This window comes from Muribaculum sp. (assembly GCF_029051885.1).
Taxonomy (GTDB): Bacteria; Bacteroidota; Bacteroidia; order Bacteroidales; family Muribaculaceae; genus Muribaculum.
Genome location: NZ_JAIDKI010000154.1, coordinates 1 through 25,922, shown reverse-complemented (window position 1 = coordinate 25,922; position 25,922 = coordinate 1). Strand labels below are relative to the sequence as shown.

The following is a 25,922-nucleotide window of genomic DNA, read 5'->3' as shown; positions in this document are numbered from 1 at the left end:
GGATATTTTTATGTTTATATTAGAAATTCAAGGAAGAAGATGATGACGAAGATGAGTAACCTCCACCTCCGTACATATCGGTCGACAGGGAGGCCTTGTGGCTGCTGCGCCGTCGCGAAGGGATAAAGAATCCGGCGATGACGACTGCCGACGTGAATGCGGCAATCCATAGACGCCTACGCCATATATATCCCGACAGCACGTCGTCGACAAGCTGCTGTATGGTAACGGATGTATCCTCAAGCCCCTGCTTGCCTACCTCTACATAATCGGCCATCCCGGGCACTTCGTTCACAAGGGTCTCCACGGTCTGCGAATCGGCGATTCCGCTTGCTATCTGAGCTGTCTCCATGGCCAGCTCGGCATAGCCTCTCACAGCTTCCGCTCCAAACAGGAGCACAAACTGGAACGTCGACAATACAAAAAGGATAAATGAAAGCAGGGCGTTGGCTATCCACGATGCGCGTGCCACATAATGCAGCAGCAGCGCTACGCCGACAGTAAGCGCCAGAGCGGCGCCGACACCGGTCAGCAGGGAAGATAAAAAAGCCCAAATAGTATCCATGGCCGAAAAGATGATGGTGGGTTATTATTTGCACTGTCAACCCGCCACCGGCCATACACTAACAATCTGAAAGCAAATGGGGGGGGTAATTGATGCAAATTTAAATCATTTTTAATATACAAGCAACTTTTTCCACCCATTTTAACCATTTCGGTCACAAAAATACTATGACCCAGTCACAGGCTATCAAAAATCGACATATAAACCACCCCGGACACTACGATATGTAATCCGCTATGTTAACATTTTTTGTATGATGTGGGCTGATAGAATGTTAAAAATTCAGATAAGTCATCATGAAGTATCCTGACGACTTCATATCATGAGCCATATCCCCAGCGCTCTCTGACACCCCGACAGCTACTATATAAAATAAGCGGCGCCGGAGTGGGTAATCCACTCCGGCGCCTGCCGTTATTGAAGATTATGAGTAAACTTACTTGTTTTCGAGGGTCTCAACTTCAGGATCCACGCCCCACTGCTGCTGGGCGAGACGCTTATAGTTGTTGTAGCGCCACTGAGCGTTGGCCTTTGCTGCTGCGAAGAGCTCGGCAGCCTCTGCGGGATACTGCTTCATAACGGAAGCGTAGCGTACCTCGCCCTTGAGGAATCCTTCGAACTCGTCCCAGTTGGGCTCCTTGCTGTCGAGGGTGAAGGGGTTCTTGCCTTCCATCTCGGCTGCGGGGTTGTAGCGCCAGAGGTGCCAGTAACCGCATGCAACAGCGTTGACCTCTTCCTGCTGAGCCTTGCCCATACCTGCCTTGATACCGTGGTTGATACAGGGAGCGTAGGCGATAATCAGCGAAGGACCGTCGTAAGCCTCAGCCTCGCGGATAGCCTTGAGGGTCTGTGCCTGGTCGGCGCCCATTGCTACCTGGGCAACGTAAACGTAGCCGTAGGTTGTAGCGATAAGGCCGAGGTCTTTCTTGCGGATGCGCTTGCCTGAAGCGGCAAACTTGGCGATAGCACCGATAGGAGTAGCCTTTGATGCCTGGCCGCCGGTGTTGGAGTATACCTCGGTATCAAGTACGAGGATGTTGACATCCTTGCCTGAAGCGATAACGTGGTCGAGACCGCCGAAGCCGATATCGTAGGAAGCACCGTCGCCGCCGATAATCCACTGGCTGCGCTTAACGAGGTAATGCTTGAGCTCGAGCACCTTCTTGCAGGCGGGACAGCCGCAAGCCTCCATCAGAGGAATGATGGCGTCGGCGATTTCGCGCGAACGTTCGGCGTTGTCCTTCTCGTCGAGCCACTGTGTGGCGAGAGCCTTGATTTCGTCGGAGCAGTCGGCGCATTCGAGAAGCGCGCGCATCTCAACGTCGAGGCGAGCACGGAGCTTGTCGTTGGCGAGGGTCATACCCATACCAAACTCGCAGAAGTCCTCGAAGAGGCTGTTGGCCCATGCGGGACCATGGCCATTCTCGTCGGTTGTATAAGGTGTGGAGGGCACTGAGCCTGAGTAGATTGAAGAACATCCGGTAGCGTTGGCCACAATCTCACGGTTGCCGAAGAGCTGGGTGATGAGCTTCACGTAGGGAGTCTCGCCACAGCCGGAGCATGCGCCGGAGAATTCGAAGAGCGGAGTAGCGAACTGTGAGTTCTTAACGTTGGCCTTGATGTCGACGAGATTCTGCTTAGACTTAACGGAAGCCACGCAGTAATCCCACTCGGCCTGTACGGGGAGCTGGGTCTCGAGAGGCTTCATGACGAGAGCCTTGTTGCCCTTCTTGCCGGGACATACGTCAACACAGTTGGAGCAGCCGAGACAGTCGAGCACGTCTACGCTCTGGATAAAGCGCATGCCGGTGAACTGCTTGCCGATAGCGGGGATTGTAGCATCCTCGCCGAAGGGAGCTGCGGCCATCTCCTCGGGAGTGAGGACGAACGGACGGATAGCGGCGTGAGGACATACGTAGGCACACTTGTTACACTGGATACAGTTTTCCTCGAGCCATTCGGGAACGAAAGCGGCAACACCGCGCTTTTCGTATGTAGCTGTGCCCTGCTCCCATGTGCCGTCGGTGATGTCGACAAAAGCGCTTACGGGGAGAAGGTCGCCATCCTGGGCGTTGATCGGATGTACGATGTTGTTGATGAACGCGGGATTGTTGTTGGCGGCGGCAGCGTCGTCGGCGAGCGAAGCCCATGCGGGATCTACGTCGAGCTTGTGGTATTCGCCACCGCGGTCAACGGCTGCGTAGTTCTTGTCGACAACGTCCTGGCCCTTCTTGCCGTAGCTCTTCACGATGAATTTCTTCATCTGCTCAACGGCGAGATCAACGGGGATAACCTCGGTAATGCGGAAGAATGCCGACTGAAGGATGGTGTTGGTACGGTTGCCGAGACCAATCTCCTGGGCAATCTTGGTAGCGTTGATATAATATACTGTGATGTCGTTTTCAGCGAAGAAACGCTTAACCTTGTTGGGAAGGTTCTTTGCGAGCTCCTCTCCGTCCCAGATGGTGTTGAGAAGGAATGTACCGCCCTTGCGGAGACCGCGGGTCACATCGTACATGTGGAGGTAAGCCTGCACGTGGCATGCCACGAAGTTGGGGGTGGTCACCAGATAGGTAGAGCGGATGGGCTCGTCGCCGAAGCGGAGGTGAGAACATGTGAAGCCGCCCGACTTCTTAGAGTCGTAAGAGAAGTAGGCCTGGCAGTATTTGTTGGTGTTGTCACCGATGATTTTCACCGAGTTCTTGTTGGCACCTACAGTACCGTCTGCACCAAGGCCGTAGAATTTAGCCTCGAATGTGCCGGCAGCGCCGAGAGCAACCTCCTCCTTGAGGGGGAGCGACTGGAAGGTAACGTCGTCGACGATACCGAGCGAGAAGTTGTTCTTCGGCTGGGGAAGAGCGAGGTTCTCGAATACAGAGATAATCTGTGCGGGGGTTGTGTCCTTTGAAGCGAGGCCGTAGCGTCCGCCTACGATTACAGGAGCGTTCTCAACGCCGTAGAAGCAGTCGACTACGTCGAGATACAGAGGTTCGCCCTTTGCACCGGGTTCTTTTGTACGGTCGAGTACGGCGATTTTCTTTGCAGTCTTGGGCACAGCGGCGAGGAAGTGCTTTGCAGAGAAGGGACGGTAGAGGTGAACGCTTACTAGACCAACCTTCTCGCCGTTGGCGTTGAGGTGGTCGATAGCCTCCTGAGCGGCCTGTGTAACAGAGCCCATGGCGATAATCACGCGTTCGGCATCCTCGGCTCCGTAGTAGTTGAACAGGCCGTATTTGCGTCCGGTGATTTCGGAAATCTTGTTCATGTACTCCTCAACGATTGCAGGCACAGCGTCGTAATACTTGTTGCAAGCCTCGCGGTGCTGGAAGAATACATCGGGGTTCTCGGCCATACCGCGAGCTACGGGAGCATCGGGATTGAGCGCACGTGCGCGGAACTCGGCGAGAGCCTCGCGGTCAACGAGAGGAGCGAGGTCGTCATTTTCGAGCGCCTCGATTTTCTGTATTTCGTGGCTGGTACGGAATCCGTCGAAGAAGTTGACGAAAGGTACGCGGCTCTTGATAGTCGCGAGATGAGCAACACCTGAAAGGTCCATTACTTCCTGTACGGAGCCTTCAGCCAGCATTGCGAAGCCGGTCTGACGTACCGACATCACATCCTGATGGTCGCCAAAGATGCTCAGAGCGTGGCTTGCAAGTGTACGGGCCGAAACATGGAACACGCACGGAAGCAGCTCGCCTGCAATCTTGTACATATTGGGAATCATCAGCAGTAAGCCCTGCGAGGCAGTATAGGTGGTAGTAAGCGCACCGGCCTGGAGCGAACCGTGTACGGCACCTGCCGCACCGGCCTCAGACTGCATCTCCTGTACGAGAACAGTTTCGCCGAAGATGTTTTTACGACCGGCTGCAGCCCACTCGTCGACATATTCTGCCATTGTCGATGAAGGCGTGATGGGATATATGGCAGCCACTTCCGAGAACATGTAGCTCACATGAGCGGCGGCCTGGTTTCCATCACAGGTCAGGAATTTTTTTTCTTTACTCATAACTGTGTATCTAAATTTTGGAAATTTATGGATTCTATCTGTATATAGGATGATGGTCAAATCTACTGTAAAGGTGGTGGCACCGGACTGCCCCGTATAGGGCGATGAGGGACACTACGATATATCAGTCTGGAATAGCACTCTGCGAGGAGAGCTGGCTCCAGTCACATGCCGGCAGACAAAACCACCACACCTGTTTGCGGCAAAATTACTCAATTTAGCCGAACCGTCCAAATTTTATCAAACTGTGTTTTTCAGTTTTTACAGACTTTATGATTATAGTCTGCAAGTAGCGTGTCGGCAAGTTGAACAAAATGCCACCGCTGTGACGTTTAATATCAAAATCCTAATAACATAAGAAATACATCTTGCTGAGAAAAAAATACCGCGTGTCGCTTCATTTTCATTAAAAAATTTTTTACTTTTGCGATGAAACTGCAAGTCTGCCCGTTTTCTTCACTCCGAAAGAACTGACAATCTTACCCGATACCGCGATAAAAACATCAATTCTCACACCCTATATAGATTATTAAACCACCTCATATACACTTGGTCATGAACGACAACAACGCTAAGACACACTACGACGTGATTGTGATAGGCGGAGGTGCCACAGGCGCCGGGACTGCACGCGACTGCGCCATGCGTGGACTGAAGACGCTCCTCGTCGAACGTTTCGACTTTACCGCCGGCGCAACCGGACGCAACCACGGCCTGCTGCACAGCGGCGCCCGCTATGCGGTGACCGATCAGGAATCGGCAACAGAATGCATCAAGGAGAACATGATTCTCCGCCGTATCGCACGCCACTGTGTGGAAGATACCGGAGGACTTTTCATCACTCTCCCGGAGGACGACCTTGCATATCAGAAGACATTCATCGAGTCGTGTCTGAAAGCCGGCATCAACGCAGAAGCCATCGACCCCAAGGATGCCATCCGCATCGAGCCCGCTGTAAATCCCAACCTCATCGGAGCCGTAAAGGTACCTGACGGAGCTATCGACCCGTTCCGTCTGACCGTTGCCAATGTAGTGGCTGCACGCCAGAACGGAGCCGATGTACTTACCTACCATCAGGTAATCGACTTTGAGCGCGAAGGCAACCGACTCACCGGCGTAAAGCTGCGCGACACACGCACCGGCGAGGAACACACAGAGCATGCCGACCTCATGATCAACGCCGGAGGCATATGGGGACACAACATCGCGTCGCTCGCCGGAATCACCATCAACATGTTCCCGGCCAAGGGCGCTCTGCTTATCTTCGGCCACCGTGTCAACAATGTGGTAATCAACCGATGCCGCAAGCCGGCCGATGCCGACATCCTCGTACCTGGCGATACCATATCGCTCATCGGCACGACCTCGTCGAGAGTGCCCTACGACCAGATCGACAACATGGAAGTGACGCCCGAGGAGGTCGACGTGCTGCTGCGCGAAGGCATCAAGATAGCTCCGGCCCTGGCATATACCCGCATATTGCGCGCTTATGCCGGAGTAAGACCTCTGGTGGCCGCCGACAACGACCCGTCAGGGCGCTCGATATCACGCGGCATCGTATGTCTGGACCATGCTGTACGCGACGGCGTAGAGGGATTCATCACCATCACCGGCGGCAAGCTGATGACATACCGTCTGATGGCTGAATGGGCCACCGACATGGCCATGAGAAAACTCGGCAAGGAAGGCGCATGCACCACGGCCGAAGTGCCGCTGCCAGGCTCGGAACTTGACAACAGCTATGGGAAAGAACCGGAATTCACCCACCACCACGCACATACCATCTCGCTGCCTGTTGGACAGAAGGCAGCCGAAGACCGCCACGGCACACTTAGCTCGCAGATTGAATTCAACAGTCTGGAGGATGAAGCCGTAGTGTGTGAATGCGAGCAGGTGAGCGTAGGCGAAATCAAATATGCCATCGACCACCTTCAGGTAGGCAACCTCATCAATCTCCGCCGACGCACACGCCTCGGAATGGGCACATGCCAGGGCGAGCTCTGCGCATGCCGCGCCGCCGGACTGCTCGTCAAGGCCAACAACTGTGCCGACCGCACCCTGCGCGACCTGTCATCGTTCATCAACGAGAGATGGAAAGGCATGTGTCCCGTGTCATGGGGCGAGACCCTGGTAGAGGGACAGTTCATGTCGTGGCTCTACGAGGGGGTATGCGGTATCGACAAGATAGCCCTGCCGGAGGATGTAATCGATACAAAATAATCCTCACACAACCATTCCAGACTATAACCAAATTCAGCCAACTGCATATACATGAGATACGATACCATAATAATAGGCGGCGGCATGGGCGGCCTCATCACAGGCATAAGCCTGCTGCGTCAGGGGCAGAAAGTGGCCGTGATTTCAGCCGGACAGAGCGCATTGCACTTCAACTCGGGCTCGTTCGGACTGTACGGACACCATAACGGCGAAGATATCACCGACAATCCCCTCGACTACATAAAAGGGCTCCCTGAGACACATCCCTACAGCAAAGTCGGAATCGACAATATCATCAAGTACATCCCGCAGGTCAAGCCGCTTTTTGAAGAAGTCGGCGTAACCCTCCACGGCGATGAAAAGCGCAACCACTACCGACTCACCCCGATAGGGATGTTCAAGCCGGCATGGCTGTCAATGGAAGGATACGCTACCGCCGACAGCACCGCACCACTGTCGTGGGGAAAGGTACTCCTTATAAATATACAGGGATACCTCGACTTCTATCCACAGTTCCTGTCAAGCGGCCTTGAGAAAGCCGGGCTTAAGGTCGAGTCGCGCACTTTCACCCTCGACAGCCTCCAGCATCTGCGCAAGAGCGCCACAGAGATGCGTGCCACCAATATAGCCCGTGTGCTCGACGGCAACGTGCTCCGCGACGTAGCCCACCATATCAACCGCTTTGTCGACGAGACCGACGCCACCACCGTAATCATGCCGGCGGTAATCGGCATGTTTGACGAGTCGCCCATCAGACTGCTCCAGCAACAGGTGAAAGTGCCTGTAAAGTTCATTTCTACCATACCTATGTCGGTAGGAGGAATGAGAGCGCAGATGAAACTGCGCACGTGGTTCCATCAGCATGGCGGCACATACCTGCTTGGCGACATCGTGACCCGCGGCACAATAGATGGGAGCCGCGTAAAGGAGATATACACAGCCAACCTTGCCGACATGCCTCTGGCAGCCGACAACTTTGTAATCGCATCGGGCTCATTCCTGAGCCATGGCCTGGAAGCCAACCCCGACACCGTATATGAACCCATATTCGGACTTGACGTCGTGGCCGACCCCAACCGCCCGCAATGGTGCGACCCCGACCTCTACAAGGAACAGCGTTTCGAACATTACGGCATAGCTACCGACAGCTCGCTCCGCGTAAGCCACAAGGGCACTACACTCGACAACCTGTTTGCAGCAGGCGCCGTAATCGGCGGTTGCAATGCTCTAAAAGAAGAGTCGGGAGCCGGAGTGACACTGATGACCGCCTTTAAGGTAGCCGACCAGATATTAAACAGCAAGAAAGGAGGAAAGCAATGAGCACACCTGCAATAAATCCTGCTGAAGCCCACGTACAGTCGCTCAGCAACCCCTGCTATCAGGCAGCCAATATCAGCAACAACAACTTCGAGGACTGTATCAAGTGTACGATATGTACCGTATACTGCCCCGTGACTCCGGTAAATCCCGACTTCCCCGGACCGAAACAGGCCGGACCCGACGGCGAACGCTACCGCCTGAAGAAACCGTTCTACTACGACGAGGCCCTGAAATACTGTCTCAACTGCAAGCGATGTGAAGTCGCGTGCCCCTCCAACGTGCGCATCGGCGACATCATACAGTCGGCCCGTCTGCACTACAGCAAGAAAAAGCCGTCGCTCCGCGACAAGATGCTCGCGTCGACCGACTTTGTAGGCACCATGGCCACTCCGTTCGCCCCAATCGTCAACGGAATGCTCCATCTCAAGCCCATGAAGGTTGTGCTCGACAAGGTGATGGGCATCGACAAGCACCGTCAGTTCCCCTCCTACAGTCATACGACATTCACATCATGGTTCAAACGCCATGCCGCCGACCAGAGCCGCTACCCCAACCAGGTAAGCTACTTCCACGGATGTTATGTCAACTACAACTATCCTCAGCTTGGCAAGGACTTCGTGACAGTAATGAACGCTCTCGGCTATGGCGTAAACCTTCTCGACAAGGAGAAATGCTGCGGTGTGGCCAAAATCGCCAACAACCTGGTGGATGCGGCAAGACGCGACGCCAACATAAACCTGGAGTCGATACGCAAGTCGGTGGCCAAAGGCCGGGAAGTGCTTACCACCAGCTCGACATGCACGCTTACCATGCGCGACGAGTACCATCACATACTTGACATCGACACTCATGACGTACGCGACCATATACAACTCGCCACACGGTTTGTATACAACCTCCTCGACAAAGGTAAGGTCAAGGTGGCTTTCCGCCCCGGATTCAAGCGCAGAGTCGCATACCACACACCGTGTCACATGGAGAAACTCGGCTGGGCCATCTATTCGACATCACTGCTGAAAATGATACCCGGACTGGAATTCGTGCCCCTGGAGTCGGTATGCTGCGGCATCGCCGGAACCTACGGATTCAAGAAAGAGAATTACAACTATTCCCAGCAGATAGGCAATGCCCTCTTCGAGCAGATAGCCCATGCCGGAGTCGACAGCGTGGCCACCGACTGCGAGACCTGCAAATGGCAGATTGAGATGTCGACAGGAGTACATGTCGACAACCCTATAAGCATATTTGCCGAAGCTCTCGACATTGAGGCCACACGCCGCCTCAACGGATTGTAAAACATTACCTACAGGGAGAAAGCAGTGTCTGCGACATCTGCCTTCTCCCTGTATAACATACCACCTTCAATCATACCCTTAACCATTTAACCGGAAAAAACACTTTCTATCAATGGAAAAGAACAACATTTATGCGTCTTGGGATCCTGATGTAGCCAAACGCTTCAAATCATGGCAATTGCGTACTATCATCGTATCGATGGTAGGATATGCCATCTACTATTTCGTACGCAAGAACTTCTCGCTTGCTATGCCGGGCCTTACGGCACAGTACGGAATCTCCAACACCAGTTTCGGTATCGTAATCGGTATCGGCTCACTCATCTACGGTTTCTCACGTTTCGCCAACGGATTTATCGTCGACAAGTTCAGTGCACGCACCATCATGGCCATCGGCCTGCTGCTGTGCGCGCTCAGTAACTTTGCCTTCGGCTGGGGAGTAAATATCTCGGCATGGATAACAGGAGTGTCGGATGGACCCGACCTAATCAATATGCTCATATTGGTGATGGGTATCACAATCGTGCTTAACCAGGCATTCCAGGGTGTCGGCTATCCTCCGTGCGCACGTCTGTTGCCATGCTGGATACATCCCTCGGAACTCGCCACCAAGATGTCGATATGGAACACCTCCCACTCCATCGGCGCCGGAGCTGCCGTAATCGCCTGCGGCTATATCATGGGCTCGATGGGTACCGACCTCAGCAACAATCCTGAAATCATCAACCGTGTGGCCGCCAACCTTAAGCTCGACCCGTCGACCGCCGAAGGCATGAACCAGATACTCCAGTATGCCCAGCACTGGGATGCTTGGCAGTGGTGCTTCTGGATTCCCGCTGTAATCGCCGTATTCGGCGCCGCGTGGCTGTATTTCGGTCTACGCGACGACCCTCAGTCGGTAGGCCTCCCCGAACTCCCCGGCACAAAGACCGGCAAAAGCACTGCCTCCGGTGCTAAAAACCCCTCTTACGGCCGTTTCCTCAAGGTGATGGTATGGACCAACCGCTGGATCTGGACTCTCTGTATCGCCAACGTGTTTGTATATGTGATGCGCATGGGTATCCTCGACTGGGGTCCAAAGTTCCTTACCGAATCGCGCGGCATGAGCATCGAGGCAGCCGCATGGTCAGTAGCCGTATTTGAATTCTTCGCCATCGTGGGCACTATCGCCGCCGGATGGGCAACCGACCATATCTTCAACGGAAAGGCCCACCGCATGTGCCTCGTATGTATGGCCGCAGCTGCAATATTCATGACCCTGTTCATCCTCTTCCCCAACATGCCGGTTGTAGGCTCCATCGCACTGCTCGCTGGCGCAGGATTCTTCATCTACGGACCGCAGGCGCTTATCGGTATCGGCTCGGCCAACCAGGCCACCAAAGAAGCTGCCGCCACAGCCAACGGACTGGCAGGCATATTCGGCTACGTAGGCTCGTTCCTGTCGGCAATAGGCGTAGGCATCATCGCCGACACCTATGGATGGAACACAGTATTCTATCTCATCATCGGAGTAGGCATACTCGGCGCGATAACATTCGCCACCATGTGGCTCGCTCCTCGCGACGGATACGCACGCTCCCAGGCTTTCTACGCTTCTGAGGCCAAGAACGTGGCTGAAGCCGAAGAAAACATAGCCCTCAACGGCAACGGACCGGCTAAAACCGACGAATAAATAAAAAAAGTGTATATTTTATGACCTCCGGTTTAGTACATCGAGCCTTTCGCGCATCATAATAATATACACTCACACTAAATACAATATCATCTCTAAATGAAACGCATTGCAATAATCAGCGCAGCTCTAGCACTCTTCGCCGGAGCGGTATCAGCCCAGGAAGTTGTAGCCCACCGTGGCTACTGGACTGCTCCCGGCTCGGCGCAGAATTCAATCAGATCGCTTGTAAAAGCCGACTCGGTAGGAGTATACGGCTCTGAGTTTGACGTATGGATGTTGGCCGACGGACAGCTTGTCGTAAACCACGACCGCAAATTCAAGGGAGCACATTTCGAAAAAGACTCCTATGCCAAGGTGCAGCAGATACGCCTCGACAACGGTGAGACCGTGCCCACCCTCGACGAATACCTCGCCGAATGCTCCAACCATCCCAAGACCCGTGTGGTACTCGAGATGAAGTCGCTCATGGACCCCTCGCGCGAAGACGAGATGGCCGCAAAGATTGTCGACGCGCTGAAGAAGTATAATCTGCTCAAACGCACCGACATCATAGCATTCTCCATCAACGCCTGCATGGCATTCAAGAAACTGCTCCCCGTAGGAGTGCCTATCTACTATCTCGACGGCGACCTCGCTCCGAAAAAAATCAAGAAGCTCGGCCTCGCCGGCATGGACTACTCGATAAAGGCTCTGCGCGAGCATCCCGAATGGATCAAGGAAGCCCAGAAACTCGGACTGAAAGTCAACGTATGGACTGTCGACGAGCCTGAGGACATACAGTTCTTCATCGACCACGGCGTCGACTACATCACCACCAACTATCCGGAAAGAGTACAGAAGATGCTTGCCGACAGCAACAAAACCACCAAGACTTCCAAGAAAAAGAAGAAATAAACCCCTACGACGCTACGTTATAGGAGAAGAGCGTGTTTAATCCGTTAAACACGCTCTTCTCTCAGATATACCTACACCCTTCTAACATCCGCCCCACCGTATGGAACAAGTCCTGACCCCCTTTGCCCGTCCTCTTTACATCATGACCAAGCCTGCCGGATCGGCATGCAACCTTGCCTGCAAATACTGCTACTACCTCGAGAAGAAAAATCTCTACAAAGACGCATCGGCCGACCGCAGGCATATCATGTCCGACGACATGCTCGAGCGATTCATAAAGATGTATATCGAGTCGCAGTCTATGCCGCAGATTCTATTCAGCTGGCACGGCGGCGAGACCCTCATGAGGCCTCTGTCATTCTATAAAAAGGTAATCGAGCTACAGAGAAAATATGGCGGCGGACTGGTAATCGACAACTCCATCCAGACCAACGGCACACTGCTTACCGACGAGTGGTGCCGCTTCTTCAAGGACAACAACTGGCTTGTAGGCGTCTCGGTCGACGGCCCGCAGGAATTTCACGACGAGTACCGCCGCAACAACATCGGAGCGCCATCGTTCCACAAGGTGATGCGCGGTATCAACCTGCTGAAAAAACATGGTGTCGAATGGAATGCCCTGGCCGTGGTCAACGACTTCAACGCCGACTATCCGCTCGACTTCTACCACTTCTTCAAGGAAATCGAGTGCCGCTACATACAGTTCACCCCCATTGTCGAGCGCATCATACCCCACACCGACGGCCGCTCCCTGGCATCGCCGATGGATGCTCCCGAAGCACCCCTGGCCGACTTCTCGGTATCGCCCGAGCAGTGGGGCGAATTTCTGTGTACCATCTTCGACGAATGGGTCAAAAACGATGTCGGCCAATACTTCATCCAGCTGTTCGACTCCACGCTTGCCAACTGGGTCGGCGTACAGCCGGGTGTATGCACCATGGCGCGCACCTGCGGCCATGCCGGCGTGATGGAATTCAACGGCGACGTATACGCCTGCGACCACTTTGTATTTCCCGAATACAAGCTCGGCAACATCCGCGAAAAGACACTCGTCGAGATGATGTACAGCGAGCGCCAGCAGAAATTCGGCACCGACAAATACGACCGTCTACCCGGCCAGTGCCGCCGGTGCAAATATCTGTTCGCCTGCAACGGCGAATGCCCCAAAAACCGATTTGCCGTAACCGCCGACGGCGAGCCTGGACTCAATTATCTCTGCGAAGGCTACCACAGATTCTTCGAGCATGTCGCACCCTACATGGACTTCATGAAAAACGAGCTCGACAACCAGCGGCCACCATCCAACGTGATGAATGTGCGATTCTGACATTAATATTATTAAACATTCTCTTAGCATATCGGCGTTCTGAATAGTCATATATAATATATCTATACGATTCTCTAACCAAAAACCAATCCTGAAAACAATGCGAAAATTCTCCTGCTTCGTATCGGCCATGCTGGCCGGCGCAGCCTGGATGGCCGCCCAGTCCAAGCCCAACGTAATCGTTGTGCTTGCCGACGACCTCGGCTTCGGCGACGTAAGCGCCTATGGCTCAAAGACTATCAGCACACCCAACATCGACCGTCTCGCTCGCGGAGGCGTATGCTTCAACAACGCCTACGCCACATCGGCCACATCCACTCCAAGCCGCTACGCACTTATGACCGGCATGTACCCCTGGAAAAACCCCGATGCCAAGATTCTCCCGGGCGACGCACCTCTGATTATCCGCGAGGATGAGTTCACACTACCCAAAATGATGCGTCAGGCAGGATATGCCACCGGAGCCATCGGAAAATGGCACCTCGGCATGGGCAAGGGAAAAATCAACTGGAACGAGACCGTAAAACCCGGAGCAAACGAAATCGGATTTGACTATTCATGTCTGATTGCCGCAACCAACGACCGTGTGCCTACCGTATATATTGAAAACGGCGACGTGGTGGGCCTCGACAAAAACGACCCCATCGAGGTCGACTACGAGAAAAACTTCCCCGGAGAGCCCAACGCCATCGACAACCCCGAAATGCTGCGCATGAAGTGGCATCACGGACACAACAACTCAATCGTCAACGGCATACCTCGCATAGGCTTCATGAAAGGCGGCCATGCCGCACGCTGGCGCGACGAGGATATGGCCGACTACTTCGTAGGAAAGGTCAAGGACTATATCACCGCACATGCCGACGCACCGTTCTTCCTCTACTACGGACTTCATGAACCCCACGTGCCGCGCGCTCCCCACGAACGCTTTGCCGGCGCCACAACCATGGGACCCCGCGGCGATGCAATCGTCGAGGCCGACTGGTGTGTCGGTCAGCTTATCGACCACCTCGAGAAAGAGGGCATACTCGACAACACCATGATTATCTTCTCAAGCGACAACGGACCCGTGCTCCAGGACGGATACTTCGACGAGGCTGTCAAGAAAGTCGGCGACCACAGCCCCACGGGCGGACGCCGTGGCGGCAAGTACAGCCTCTTCGACGGCGGCACACACATACCCCTGTTCGTCTACTGGAAAGGACATATCGCCCCGCTCAACTCCGACGAATTCGTATGCCAGATGGACCTCCTCCCCTCGCTCGCCAGGATGGTAGGCGGTAAAGTCCCCGCCGGACTCGACGGAATAGAGACACTCGACGCATTCATGGGCAAAGGCGCATCCAACCGCAAAGACCTCGTAATCGAAGCCAAGAGCAAGGTAGCATTCCGCACCGGCCCCTGGGTAATGATACCCCCCTACAAAGGCAAAGCCCGCAACGTCACCGGCAACGAGCTCGGCAACCTGAAAGAATACGCCCTGTTCAATCTCATCGACGACCCCGCCCAGCTCACCAACGTAGCCGACAAATATCCCGAAGTGCTCGAGGACCTCAAGAAGCGTCTCGCCGCACAGACCGAAGGCAAGATTGTCAACAACATCGGCCAGAAGTAACGACACACACATATAGCCGCATCTGCGGCCTGCACTACATTCCCCCCCCGGAGTGATGGTTATGACAACCGTCGCTCCGGGGATTTTTATCTCCTTCTCGTAGCGCGGGCATAAAAGCAATCGGTTTCGTACACAAAAATTAACTTTATTATCCTTAAAGGTTAATTATCTTTAATAAAATTAAATGGGTGAAATTCTGTTAATAATTAAATATTATATTTGCATTCACATGTGATTAAAATCTGACCATACCATTGGAAAAGTTTGCTATTAAGTCCTGACACCGACACTCGGAAAGTTAGTATTTAACTCCTTACTACACCTTCGGAAAAAGTTAGCCTTTTAAATCCCTGATCACCTTAAGTAATTTTGCCATAAAATTCTAATATTAATCCATATCACAATTTAACTTGCATGATAACACGTCTGCTAATTTCTGCGTTAATGCTGCTTCCGCTTATCGGCTGGGCACAAAATCCCATGACCGTGACAGGAACAGTCTTAGATGGCACTGACGAACCGCTGATTGGCGTCAGTGTAATGGTCAAAGGCACATCCAACGGTACTGCCACAGACTTCGACGGTAACTTCTCTATCAAGGCCGCTAAAGGAAACACTCTCGTGTTCAGCTACATCGGCTATGCCTCAACTGAGATTAAAGTTGAAAACGACCAGCCACTCCACGTAGTCCTCAAGGAGGACAGCAAGATGCTCGACGAGGTGGTTGTGACCGCCCTCGGTATCAAGCGTAAAGAATCTTCACTCACCTATGCCACCCAGGAAATCAAAGGCGACGACCTTATGAAAGTACAGGACGCAAACTTCGCCAACGCCCTCAACGGTAAGGTATCCGGTGTCACCATCACTCAGAGCGCCGGTGGTGCCGGTGGTACTTCCAAGATTCTTCTCCGCGGTAACAAATCGGTAATGGGTAACAACAGCCCGCTTATCGTTGTCGACGGTATACCTATGACCAACCAGGTAGGCAAGTCGGCCGAGTCCAACTGGGACAGCGGTAGCGGTCTTGGCTACTCAGGCTCTTCCGAAGGTGGCGACGCCCTCTCGCTCATCAACCCCGACGACATCGAGAGCATCAACGTGCTCAAGGGCGCCAACGCTGCCGCACTCTACGGCTCCGCTGCTGCCAACGGTGTGCTCATGATTACCACCAAGAAAGGTAAGGAAGGATCTATCAGCATCACTGTAAACTCCAACGTAACCTTCGACAAGCCCCTCTCTACTCCCGAGCTCCAGAACGTATACGGCTCGAAAATCAATGTAAACCCCGCTACCGGCGAGGCTATCAACATGCCGCTCGGAGCATGGGGCAAGAGAATCGGCACATACACCGAAGCCGAGCTCGCATATGCCAACGCAAAACTGCGCAATTCTTCGTCTGACCACGTCAACGACTTCTTCCGCACCGGCACCACCTGGAACAACTCGGTATCAATCTCCGGAGGTACAGAGAAAGTTCGCTCATACTTCTCGTATGCCAACTCCAACTCCCAGGGTATGATGCCCAACAACTCCTACAACCGTAACACTTTCTCATTCCGCCAGAACTACAATCTCATCAACAACAAGCTGAAGATTGACGTTTCTATCAACTACGTATCCGCCAAAAACAAGAACCGTCCCGGCGGCGGCACCGTGATGAACCCCCTCTACGACCTCTACCGTGTGCCCGGCAACATCGACATGGACTACTACAAGAACAACTATGTCAACTGGAACGGACAGTGGGAGTCTAACGACATCTCTTATCTCGACAATTCAGGAAAGACTGTAATCGGCCGTACAATGCTCGAAGGTCCCCAGCAGATCTGGGCCTACCCGATGGCCGGCAACAACAACCCCTACTGGCTCACAGGCATGAACCGCGGCCAGCAGACTGAAGAGCGCGTCTACGGTTCGGCAGTAGTAAGCTACCAGATTATCGACGGTCTGATGGTACAGGCTCGTCTCAATATCGACCGCTCCAAGTTCCAGGGCGAAAGCAACCGCTACGCCACCACACAGAACGTAGCCCAGATGGAAGACTTCGGTATCTACGGCCAGGACATCTATTCAAGCAACGACTGGTATGTCGACGTAATGGCAAGCTACAACAAGACATTTGCCGAGGCCCTCTCCGTATCGGCATCTACCGGTTGGGTAGGCCACACCGTAAAGGGTACCACTCAGAAAATCTGGACACAGGCCACATACTTCGAGCCTCTCCAGATGCGCGGAATGCCTACTCTCGTCAACTACTTCGACCCCACCGCACGCTGGTCGGGCGGCAATGGCGCAAGCTACAGCAAATCATCCAACTGGGATAAGGGCTGGTTCTTCACCGGTCAGGTAGGCTGGAAGGACATGGTTTACCTCGAAGGCAGCTACCGTATCGACTGGTACCGCGCGTTCAAGCAGTTTGCCGACCGTGGCACTTCCGACCACTACGGCTACTGGTCACTCGGCGCCAACACCCTCGTTCACCGCTATCTCACACTCCCCGAGGTAATCACCCACCTCAAGCTCCGCGCCTCTTACTCTGAGGTAGGTAACTCTATCCCCAACGAAGTGTTCGCCAAGGGTTCGGCCAACCTCGCCACCGGCGCAGTCGCTACCACTACCTACGGCTACTTCGACAACCCCCTCCCCGAAAAGTCCAAATCATTTGAGGCCGGTTTCGACATCTCGCTCTTCAACAGCAACCTCAACTGGGACCTCACCTACTACAACACCAACCTTACCAACAGCTACTTCATTGCAGCTACCACAGGCGGTAAGGCCAAGCCCGTCAACACCGGTTCAATCCGCAACCAGGGTATCGAGACCTCTATCTCCTACAACATCCTCGCCGGTCGCGACTGGATGTGGAAGACAGGATTCAACGTTGCCTACAACGACAACAAGATTGAAAAGACCTTCAAGGACGAGCAGGGCAACCCCTCAAAGATGGAGCAGCTCATCGCCAACGGCTCTATCGCCGTACGCTATGAAGAAGGTGGTTCCTACGGCGACATCTACGCTCTCGACTTCCGCCGCAACGCCGACGGCTCGATCTACATCGACCCCCAGGCCGGTACACCCGTCAAAGGCACATCCTACGTATACCTCGGCAACATGAACTCCAAGTGGAACCTCGGCTGGTCAAACACCGTTCGCTGGAAAGACCTCTCGCTCTACTTCCTTATCTCAGGCCGTATCGGCGGTAAGTTCATCTCCCTCACCGAAGCCTACCTCGACCAGGCCGGTATCTCAAAGCGCACTGCCGACGCTCGTCTCGCCTACGAGGCCAACCCCGAGAAGCTCACATGGGTATCGGCCGACGGACAGACCCGCAAGCCCGGTATGTATGCCCACGGAACTCTCGTTCCCATCGAGGACTACTACAACACTGTAGGCGGCCAGCAGATTGCATCTGAGTATGTATACGACGCCACCAACTTCCGCCTCGGCGAGGTTTCGGTAAGCTATACCCTCCGCAACCTCTTCAAGGGTGCCATCAAGGGCCTCACTGTATCGGCTGTAGGTCGCAACCTCTTCTTCATCTACAAGGATTGCCCCTCCGATCCCGATATCGCCCTCTCTACCAAGAACGGTCTCGGCGCGTTTGACATCTTCAACATGCCCTCTGCCCGCTCCTACGGCTTCAACCTCAAACTCGAGTTCTAATCTCCACCCACACAGATTATTATAACAAATGAAACTGAATATATTAAAATACGCACTCGCGGCACTCCCACTGGTAACGTTCTCCGCATGTATGGATTTCGATACCCCGTCCGACGAGTTTAATAAAGAGACCGACGTAACCCTGCGTCCCGAGCCACTCCACGGCGATGCCGACAACCTTGAAATCAAGGATGTCGTATCTGAAGAAAGGTTCAAGGAAATCAAAAAAGAACTTAAAAACGATCTCAACATGCTTCTTACCGCCGAGTACTATCTCATGGGCGGTAAGGACGGCGAGAAGCCGGCCTCCCACCAGTGGCAGTATGTATATAGCCTCACCACCGACGCCTACGCAGGATACACAACCTGCGACCAGGACTGGGGCGGAAGTTTCCCCACCACCTACAGCTACAAGCGCGACTTCTGCGAGGGTCCTCACGGACGATTCCTCTCGATGAAGAACAATCTCGGCAACCTCCTCAACAACGACCTTACCAATGAAATGGTCGAAATCAAGGCTATCGCTCTCCTCCTCTTCGACTATGTGGCTCAGGAATGTACCGACATCTACGGTTCTATTGCATTCCAGGACCATAAGGGCAACAAGGAGACAAACCCCTTTACCTTCAACGACGGTTACACCATCTATACCTCCATCCTCAAGAACATCGATGATATCGTAGCCGTATTCGACAACTTCCCCAACCGTCCCGACTGGTATCGTGCTGAAATCAACAAGATACTCTTCGAGTCAGACGAGCTGACGCAGGATAAGCAGATTGAAACCTGGAAACGTTTTGCCAACTCTCTCAAACTCCGTATGGCAATGCACCTTGTAAAAGTCGACAAGGCTGAAGCCCAGAGACTGGCTGAAGAAGCTGTAGCATCGGGAGTTGTTGAATCAAAGGCTCAGGAAGTCGGCATGAACTCAATTACCGGCTTCATGAGCGCACACCCGCTCAAACAGATTATGTCGGGTTGGAATGACGTCCGTGTGAATGCATCGTTCGTAAGTATGCTCACCTCACTGCAGCATCCTTATATCAACTACATGATTGGCAAAAACACCGAAGACCTCATCAATACAGCCGACGGCTCTGTTACACCCGCAAACTCCGGAATCTACGGTCTGAGAGCCGGTATACGTATGAAGAGCGGACAGGCATACTATGCAAATGAGCGTGTGGCATACTCTCAGTTTGAGGGAGATGACTTCGAATGGATGCCTATCTACGCTATGAAGTGGGCCGAAGTCGACTTCCTCCGTGCCGAGGGTGCACTCCGCGGCTGGAGCATGGGCGGAACCGCACAGTCTTTCTACGAGCGTGGCATAAGAAATGCCGACTGTGGCGACCGTTTCGACATGCCTACAGGCAACTACGAGTCATATCTTGACGACTACATGCAAGTCGATAAAGCCGTACCCTACACTTTTGTCGATCCGATGGACCACAACAACGACATCGAGAGCGTGACAAAGATTGGCGTGAAGTGGAACGACTCCGACGACAACGAGACCAAGCTCGAGAAAATCATCACCCAGAAGTATATCGCCATCTTCCCCTACAGCTACGAGGCATGGACCGACATACGCCGCACAGGATATCCCAAGATTTTCCCCGTGCTCAATCCCAACCTTGGCGACGGCTCCCTCTCCGACGGTGACATAATCCGCCGTATGCCTCTCCCCCACGGCGACCTCCAGGCCGGTAAAGACGACATCGCCACAAGCGGTATCCAGGCTATCGGCGGACCCGACCTGCAGGCTACCCGCGTATTCTGGGACAAGAATGAACCAAACTTCTGATAATCCCAGATTAACCTGAAGATAAATTCACCGCCCCTGTGGGGGTTACCTCCGCAAGGGGCGGTGAACAACATATCTTAAATCTTAAACCAATCTATTTTAACTAAATCATTAAACCAACATGAAAAGATCTTTTCTTCTGAGTCCGGTATTTCTGACTCCGTTGGTATTCGCAAGCCCTCTTATGGCTCAAGAATCTTCGGAGACTATCTTCGACCAGGCTCCCTGGGCGAATGAGCAGGTGCTCGAGCTTTTCTCTAAAGCATGGGACGAAGGCCGCAACTACCCGACAAAGGCTGAGTTCGAAGCTATCGGTCTGACTTTCGACCTCGAATTCGTTCGTTCGCACTCTCGTCAGCGCGCTACCTACAAGGATGTCTCTAAGGATGTAGTAAGCGATATCAACCACGACCGTCGTCTCTGGTGTAACCTCCCCGCCGGCTACGGCAAGGGACTCGCAGGCTACCCCTCGACCCAGTTCGACCAGGACGTGTTCTCAATGTGGAACTATACCTCAATCTTCGGTTCTTGGAACTACGGCTTCCTCCAGGCTCCCGGTGCTTGGGTTGACGCCGCCCACAAGAACGGTACCCGCATCTATGGTGGTATCAAGTTCTTCGAAGGATGGAACGACGATGGCTCTGAAGGAGCATTCCTCAAATTCATCTCTACCAAGAATGACGACGGCACCTACAAGTATGCCCGTGCATTCGTTAACGCTGCCGCTTTCTTCGGTTGCGACGGTTACAACTACAACTCTGAAGGCTCTACCTGGCGTGATACAGATTGGGTAAACTTCCATGCTGAAGTTAACAAAATCGCCAAGGAACTCAACATCGAAGGTTTCGGTATCGGCCAGTACACACAGCAGCCCAACGTTACCGATTCAAATATCGGCTATATATATGGAGATGCTGAAAAGGGTAAGATTTTCGACTGTATGCTCAACTACTCAGGCAACAAGCTCGCTTACCGTTATGTATCAAGCTCGCTTAATGCCATCGAAAAGGCCGGTCTGAGCACTGAGGATGTATATCAGGGCCACTGGCTCGTTGGTCTCGCCAACGACTACTGGAAAGAGATGAATACAGAGACTGCCAAGGCAATGAACATCTGTATCTGGGGTGAGCATGACCAGAGCCGCTTCTTCCAGTTCCGCGTAGGATCAAGCCCCACAAATATCCAGGAGAACTATCAGCTCCTCCTCGAGAAGGCTTTCTCCGGTGCAAACCGCAACCCGCTGGAACGTCCCGCAATCTCCAACTCATGGGGTAGCTTCCAGGTAGCTGATGCTTCCAAAGTCGACGAGCAGCTCAACGCTTCTCCCGGTTTCGCTTCTATGTTCCCCGAACGTACCGCTGTAGGTGGCAACCTCCCCTTCGAGACTCACTTCAACCTCGGTAACGGTGAAAGCTACTTCTACAATGGTAAGGTAACCAACGGTTCTTGGTACAACATGTCTATGCAGGACATCGTGCCCACCTACCGCTGGCTCGTTACCGCTAAGGACGACATGAAGACATACGCCAAAGATATCGACGTGCGCTTCACCCACGAAGACGCTTATGTAGGTGGTTCTTGTATCCGTCTCTCAGGCGCTACAACTGCCGGCAACGACATCGTGCTCTACCGCACAGCCCTCAAGGCTTCTGCCGGCAACGTTAAGGTTAACCTCGCACTCAAGGGTGCCGCAGGTGCTACCAACCTCGCCGTTATCCTCAAGAAAGAGGGTGCCGACAACTGGATTGAAGTTCCCGCAGGCGAACTCGCAGGCACAACCTGGGAAACAAAGAGCCTCAATGTATCCGGTATCGCCAAGGGTGATGTAATCGAGTACATCGGTCTCCGCGTCAACTCTGCCGCCGAAGGCTACAAGATGCTCGTTGGCAAGCTCAACATCTCCGACGACTTCACCGTAGCTCCCGCTCCTCTCAAGGACAACTCTCTCATCGTAGAGGTTAAGGAAGAGACTACCAAGTCGCTCTCTGTTAAGCTCAACTGGGAGCCTGCTTTTGAGGGTTACACCACCTCTATCGACAAGTTCGGTATGGTATACAACGACGAGATCAACATTGACCACTTCGAAATCCTCTACAAGGAGGGTCAGAATGGCCGCGTGAAGGAAATCGGCCGTACTTCTCAGTGGGCTACCTACGTAGGTAACATCCCCATGACTCAGACCACCAACGCTTTCGTAGGCGTACGTGCTGTCTCTGTCGACCTCAAGTCGTTCTCTCCCGTACAGTGGGTTGAAGTACCCCACTCTGCAGGCGAGCTCCCCGAACCCCAGGTAGAAGATCCCTACGGACGCAGCTGGATGTCGTCAATCGGTAACGCTCCCAACGCTGACGACTGCGTAGCCAAGATTTGGGTTGAGAAAGTTATTACCGAAGGTGCTACCCAGGACCTCAACTACGTTGTAACTCAGAACCCCCTCCTCGGTGTTTCTACCGACCAGTACTACTTTGCTGCTGACCACAAGCTCATCGTAAACCAGGGCCAGAAGATTAAGATGCAGTTCAAGGGCTATGCCTCAACTGACGGTTCTTGCCTCAAGTATGACTTCATCTATCCCTATCTTGATTACGATGGAAACTACTCATTCCTCGACGCTGACGAAGTACTCGGTCAGTTCGGTAAGATGAATGCCGGTACTGCAGAAATCGTAGATCCGGGTCTGACCATCGAATTCACTGTTCCCGAAGACGCTCACATCGGCGAATCTCGCCTCCGTATCGTAGGCTCTGACGCCTGGACTCCTCACCCCGGTCCTACAGGTGGTACAGTTAAGGGCTATTCTATCGACTTCCCCGTTGAAATCCAGGGTACAAACGATGACCGTAAGCCTGCTCAGACTTACAAGGATCTCCAGGATCAGGGCGAAGCTGACGAACCCGAAGGCCTCGGCGGTGGCAGTGGCTCTGCTATCGAAAACATCGGCGACGACGCTACTATGTCTACCGTTAAGGTTATCGGTGGTGTAGCTTACTTCACCAATGTTGACAAGGCTTGGTTCTACGACATGAACGGCCGTTGCGTTGAGTTCGTAAACAATGCAACTTCTGTCGACCTCAGCGGTCTCGCTTCCGGCGTTTACGTTGTGAAGATGCAGAACGGTCAGGTTGCACGCTCAGCCAAGATTGTAAAATAATAATAACGGTTTAACTACTACATCCGACATTAGTCCGCGAAGGATTGATGTCGGACTTCCCAAAGCGGGCGGTTCCTTACGGAGCCGCCCGCTGTCATTATGCACCATAACCCCGAAAAGCCGCAGACAAAAAAATTCACATTCCCATTTAGGGTATACCCCTTGCTCGGGCGTCATAATAAACGGGTGTATTCCACCCTGCCCGACCTTCACGTCTCATTCCATGGATATCAGCGACTCCAGACTGCTCACTCTGATGCAGCGCGGCGATACCGACGCGCTCGGGATGCTGTATGTCAGATATTCGGCTCGAGTGCGACACTTCGCCATGGGATTTCTGCAAGATGAAGGCGACGCCGACGACGTGACCCACGACGTATTCGTAAGCCTGTGGCAGCAGCGTGGCGAAATCTCCGACATCGAGTCGCTGAAAGCCTATCTATTCAGAATGACCCGCAACGCCATATTCTCCATATTCCGCCACCGGCGCATAGCGGAGACATATATGGCCGCGGCCATATACAGCTCGGAGGAGGCCTCCTCCGAAACCGAGGAAAAAATCACCACAACCGACCTGCTTGAGCTCGTGCAACTCACCATCGACTCAATGCCCGAACAGCGTCGCCGCATATTTACCATGAACCGCTTTGACCATCTCACCTACGACGAGATAGCCGGCGCCCTCGGCATAAGCCGCAAGACAGTCGAGTACCACATGAGTCAGGCGCTCGCCCGCCTGCGCAAGATATCGCGCCATATCAATCTGCTACTCTGACATATCACGTAATAATTTTTACGGCTTACTTAACCAAAAAAATTAAAAATTTTCGAAAAACACCTTAGGGTAAGCCCTCGGACTGTGCGTCCTACATATGTGACAGCGCCATGCTGTCGCCCATAACATACCACGTACTTTTCCAACTGTATAAATAACCCTATCTACAATGAAAACGCTGACCAAAGGGCTACTGTCCCTGCTTTGCATCGCCGCAATGACGGCATGCAGCGAAGACGATCCCGCTCCGGGTCCCGACAGCATGCACCTCTACACCACCGAGAGCACTGTCGACGCCACCGAGGGCCAAATCGGAGTCACAATAATCACCAACCGCAGCTGGACCGCCGTACCCCAGGCCGACTGGGTGAAGGCCACACCATCGGCAGGCGCCGAGAAAGGCATCCATGAAGTGGTGCTCTCCTACGAGGCCAACCCCGACAACACCCCGCGCAGCTGCAAGGTGCTCTTCTCCGGCGGCTCCTACACCGTCACCTATACACTCAACCAGAAAGCCAACTAAGCGCTAATAACCATGCCACTACAGATGTCTGATTGCCGGCGCATACTCGAAGGCGTGTTCTGCCGTCCGGATTTGCCCGAAGAGCTGCGCCACAAGTTCACCCGCTGGATGCTCGGCCATGAAAACGACCCGGTGCTGCGCCGGGCCATGCTTGAGATGTGGGCCAAGACGCCCGCCACGGCCGATGCGCCGTCGGCCGAAGGGCTGCGCCGTCTGCTCCACGAGGTGGACCCTCTGAGCGACAGTCAGACCCACGGCAAAGGATTCCTTCGCAGGATATACCGTCCGCTGGCGGCTGCCGCTTCCGTGGCGGCTGTGTTTGCGGCCGGATGGTTTGCCCCCGCATTGCTCGGTGAGGCCGGCGGAAACACTCCGCTTGCCACAACCATCCTGGTATCCTCTCCCGAGTCAAAAGGCCATTACATCCTGCCCGACGGCACTGAGGTGTGGCTCAACTCCGACAGCCGACTTAGCTACAGCAGCGACTTCAACCGCTCTGCACGCAAGGTGACGCTCGAAGGAGAGGCATACTTCGATGTGGCCCACGACGAGGACCGTCCGTTTACAGTTGCGCTCGACAGCCTGATGGTCGAGGTCACAGGCACCGCATTCGACGCCATCAACTATCCCTTCGCCCCGGTGCAGGTAGCTCTCAGGCGCGGCAGCGTAAGCGTGTCGGGCATAGGCGACGACATGGCCCTCAACATGACACCCGACCAGATTGTCACACGCATGCGCGGACTCTCCGACATATCAGTGGCACAGACCGAGAGCGAAAACTACTGCGGATGGATGGCACGCAAACTCACATTCGACAACCGCCGCCTGGCCGACATCATCACCAACATCGAGCGCCGCTACGCCGTAAGCATCGAGGTAGGCCCGGGCATAAATCTCGAAAAGCGCTTGTCGCTCACTATCGGCGACGAGACATTCCGGGAGACGGCATCACTGCTTGAGATGCTCCTCTCGGTCGACTTCGAGACCAACGGCAGCAACGTGACCATGCGCCACGCCCTCCGCAACTCATAGCACGGCGCCGGCACAGCCTCCCTCAGTCTCTAATACACATCTCCGAGCCCA

Annotated in this window: 15 protein-coding genes; 13 read left to right on the top strand and 2 right to left on the bottom strand. The window is 53.8% G+C overall.

What is annotated here, in order from left to right:
• Positions 1-19: 19 nt before the first annotated feature.
• Complete coding sequence (locus K2I50_RS06600; protein WP_301025440.1) at positions 20-565, bottom strand: hypothetical protein; 546 nt, start codon at positions 563-565, stop codon at positions 20-22.
• A gap of 436 nt (positions 566-1,001) precedes the next feature.
• The gene (gene nifJ / locus K2I50_RS06595) at positions 1,002-4,511 is read right to left on the bottom strand and encodes a pyruvate:ferredoxin (flavodoxin) oxidoreductase (RefSeq protein WP_526022961.1); all 3,510 of its coding nucleotides are present in this window, start codon (positions 4,509-4,511) and stop codon (positions 1,002-1,004) included.
• A 618-nt stretch (positions 4,512-5,129) separates the two neighbouring features.
• On the opposite strand from nifJ, the gene glpA reads away from it, so the two are divergent.
• The 13 genes from glpA to K2I50_RS06530 all read left to right on the top strand — a co-directional run bounded on the left by glpA (position 5,130) and on the right by K2I50_RS06530 (position 25,871).
• Positions 5,130-6,794: an anaerobic glycerol-3-phosphate dehydrogenase subunit A gene (gene glpA, locus K2I50_RS06590; RefSeq protein WP_301025438.1), complete on the top strand. Its 1,665-nt coding sequence runs from the start codon at positions 5,130-5,132 to the stop codon at positions 6,792-6,794.
• Positions 6,795-6,845: 51 nt separating this feature from the next.
• The gene (gene glpB, locus K2I50_RS06585; RefSeq protein WP_301025437.1) at positions 6,846-8,114 is read left to right on the top strand and encodes an anaerobic glycerol-3-phosphate dehydrogenase subunit GlpB; all 1,269 of its coding nucleotides are present in this window, start codon (positions 6,846-6,848) and stop codon (positions 8,112-8,114) included.
• The gene (glpC, locus tag K2I50_RS06580; RefSeq protein WP_301025435.1) at positions 8,111-9,409 is read left to right on the top strand and encodes an anaerobic glycerol-3-phosphate dehydrogenase subunit GlpC; all 1,299 of its coding nucleotides are present in this window, start codon (positions 8,111-8,113) and stop codon (positions 9,407-9,409) included. The genes glpB and glpC overlap by 4 nt, the downstream gene beginning before the upstream one ends.
• 112 nt (positions 9,410-9,521) lie before the next feature.
• Positions 9,522-11,081, top strand: coding sequence for an MFS transporter (locus K2I50_RS06575; RefSeq protein WP_301025434.1), 1,560 nt, complete (start codon positions 9,522-9,524; stop codon positions 11,079-11,081).
• 99 nt (positions 11,082-11,180) lie between these two features.
• On the top strand, positions 11,181-11,978 hold the full coding sequence (locus tag K2I50_RS06570; RefSeq protein WP_301025432.1) for a glycerophosphodiester phosphodiesterase family protein: 798 nt from the start codon (positions 11,181-11,183) through the stop codon (positions 11,976-11,978).
• Between the two features lie 100 nt (positions 11,979-12,078).
• Positions 12,079-13,305, top strand: a complete 1,227-nt coding sequence (locus K2I50_RS06565; protein WP_301025431.1) for an anaerobic sulfatase-maturation protein — start codon at positions 12,079-12,081, stop codon at positions 13,303-13,305.
• A gap of 130 nt (positions 13,306-13,435) precedes the next feature.
• Complete coding sequence (locus K2I50_RS06560; RefSeq protein ID WP_526022960.1) at positions 13,436-14,920, top strand: sulfatase-like hydrolase/transferase; 1,485 nt, start codon at positions 13,436-13,438, stop codon at positions 14,918-14,920.
• Positions 14,921-15,364: 444 nt separating this feature from the next.
• Complete coding sequence (locus K2I50_RS06555) at positions 15,365-18,583, top strand: SusC/RagA family TonB-linked outer membrane protein (protein ID WP_301025427.1); 3,219 nt, start codon at positions 15,365-15,367, stop codon at positions 18,581-18,583.
• Between the two features lie 28 nt (positions 18,584-18,611).
• Positions 18,612-20,390 (top strand): SusD/RagB family nutrient-binding outer membrane lipoprotein, encoded by a 1,779-nt coding sequence (locus tag K2I50_RS06550; RefSeq protein ID WP_301025425.1) that lies wholly within the window; start codon positions 18,612-18,614, stop codon positions 20,388-20,390.
• Positions 20,391-20,511: 121 nt separating this feature from the next.
• Positions 20,512-23,541, top strand: coding sequence for an endo-beta-N-acetylglucosaminidase (locus K2I50_RS06545; RefSeq protein ID WP_301025424.1), 3,030 nt, complete (start codon positions 20,512-20,514; stop codon positions 23,539-23,541).
• 223 nt (positions 23,542-23,764) lie between these two features.
• Positions 23,765-24,316, top strand: a complete 552-nt coding sequence (locus tag K2I50_RS06540; RefSeq protein ID WP_301025422.1) for an RNA polymerase sigma-70 factor — start codon at positions 23,765-23,767, stop codon at positions 24,314-24,316.
• Positions 24,317-24,485: 169 nt separating this feature from the next.
• Positions 24,486-24,839: a BACON domain-containing protein gene (locus K2I50_RS06535; RefSeq protein WP_301025421.1), complete on the top strand. Its 354-nt coding sequence runs from the start codon at positions 24,486-24,488 to the stop codon at positions 24,837-24,839.
• A gap of 12 nt (positions 24,840-24,851) precedes the next feature.
• Positions 24,852-25,871 (top strand): FecR family protein, encoded by a 1,020-nt coding sequence (locus K2I50_RS06530; RefSeq protein ID WP_301025419.1) that lies wholly within the window; start codon positions 24,852-24,854, stop codon positions 25,869-25,871.
• The last annotated feature ends 51 nt before the right edge of the window (positions 25,872-25,922 follow it).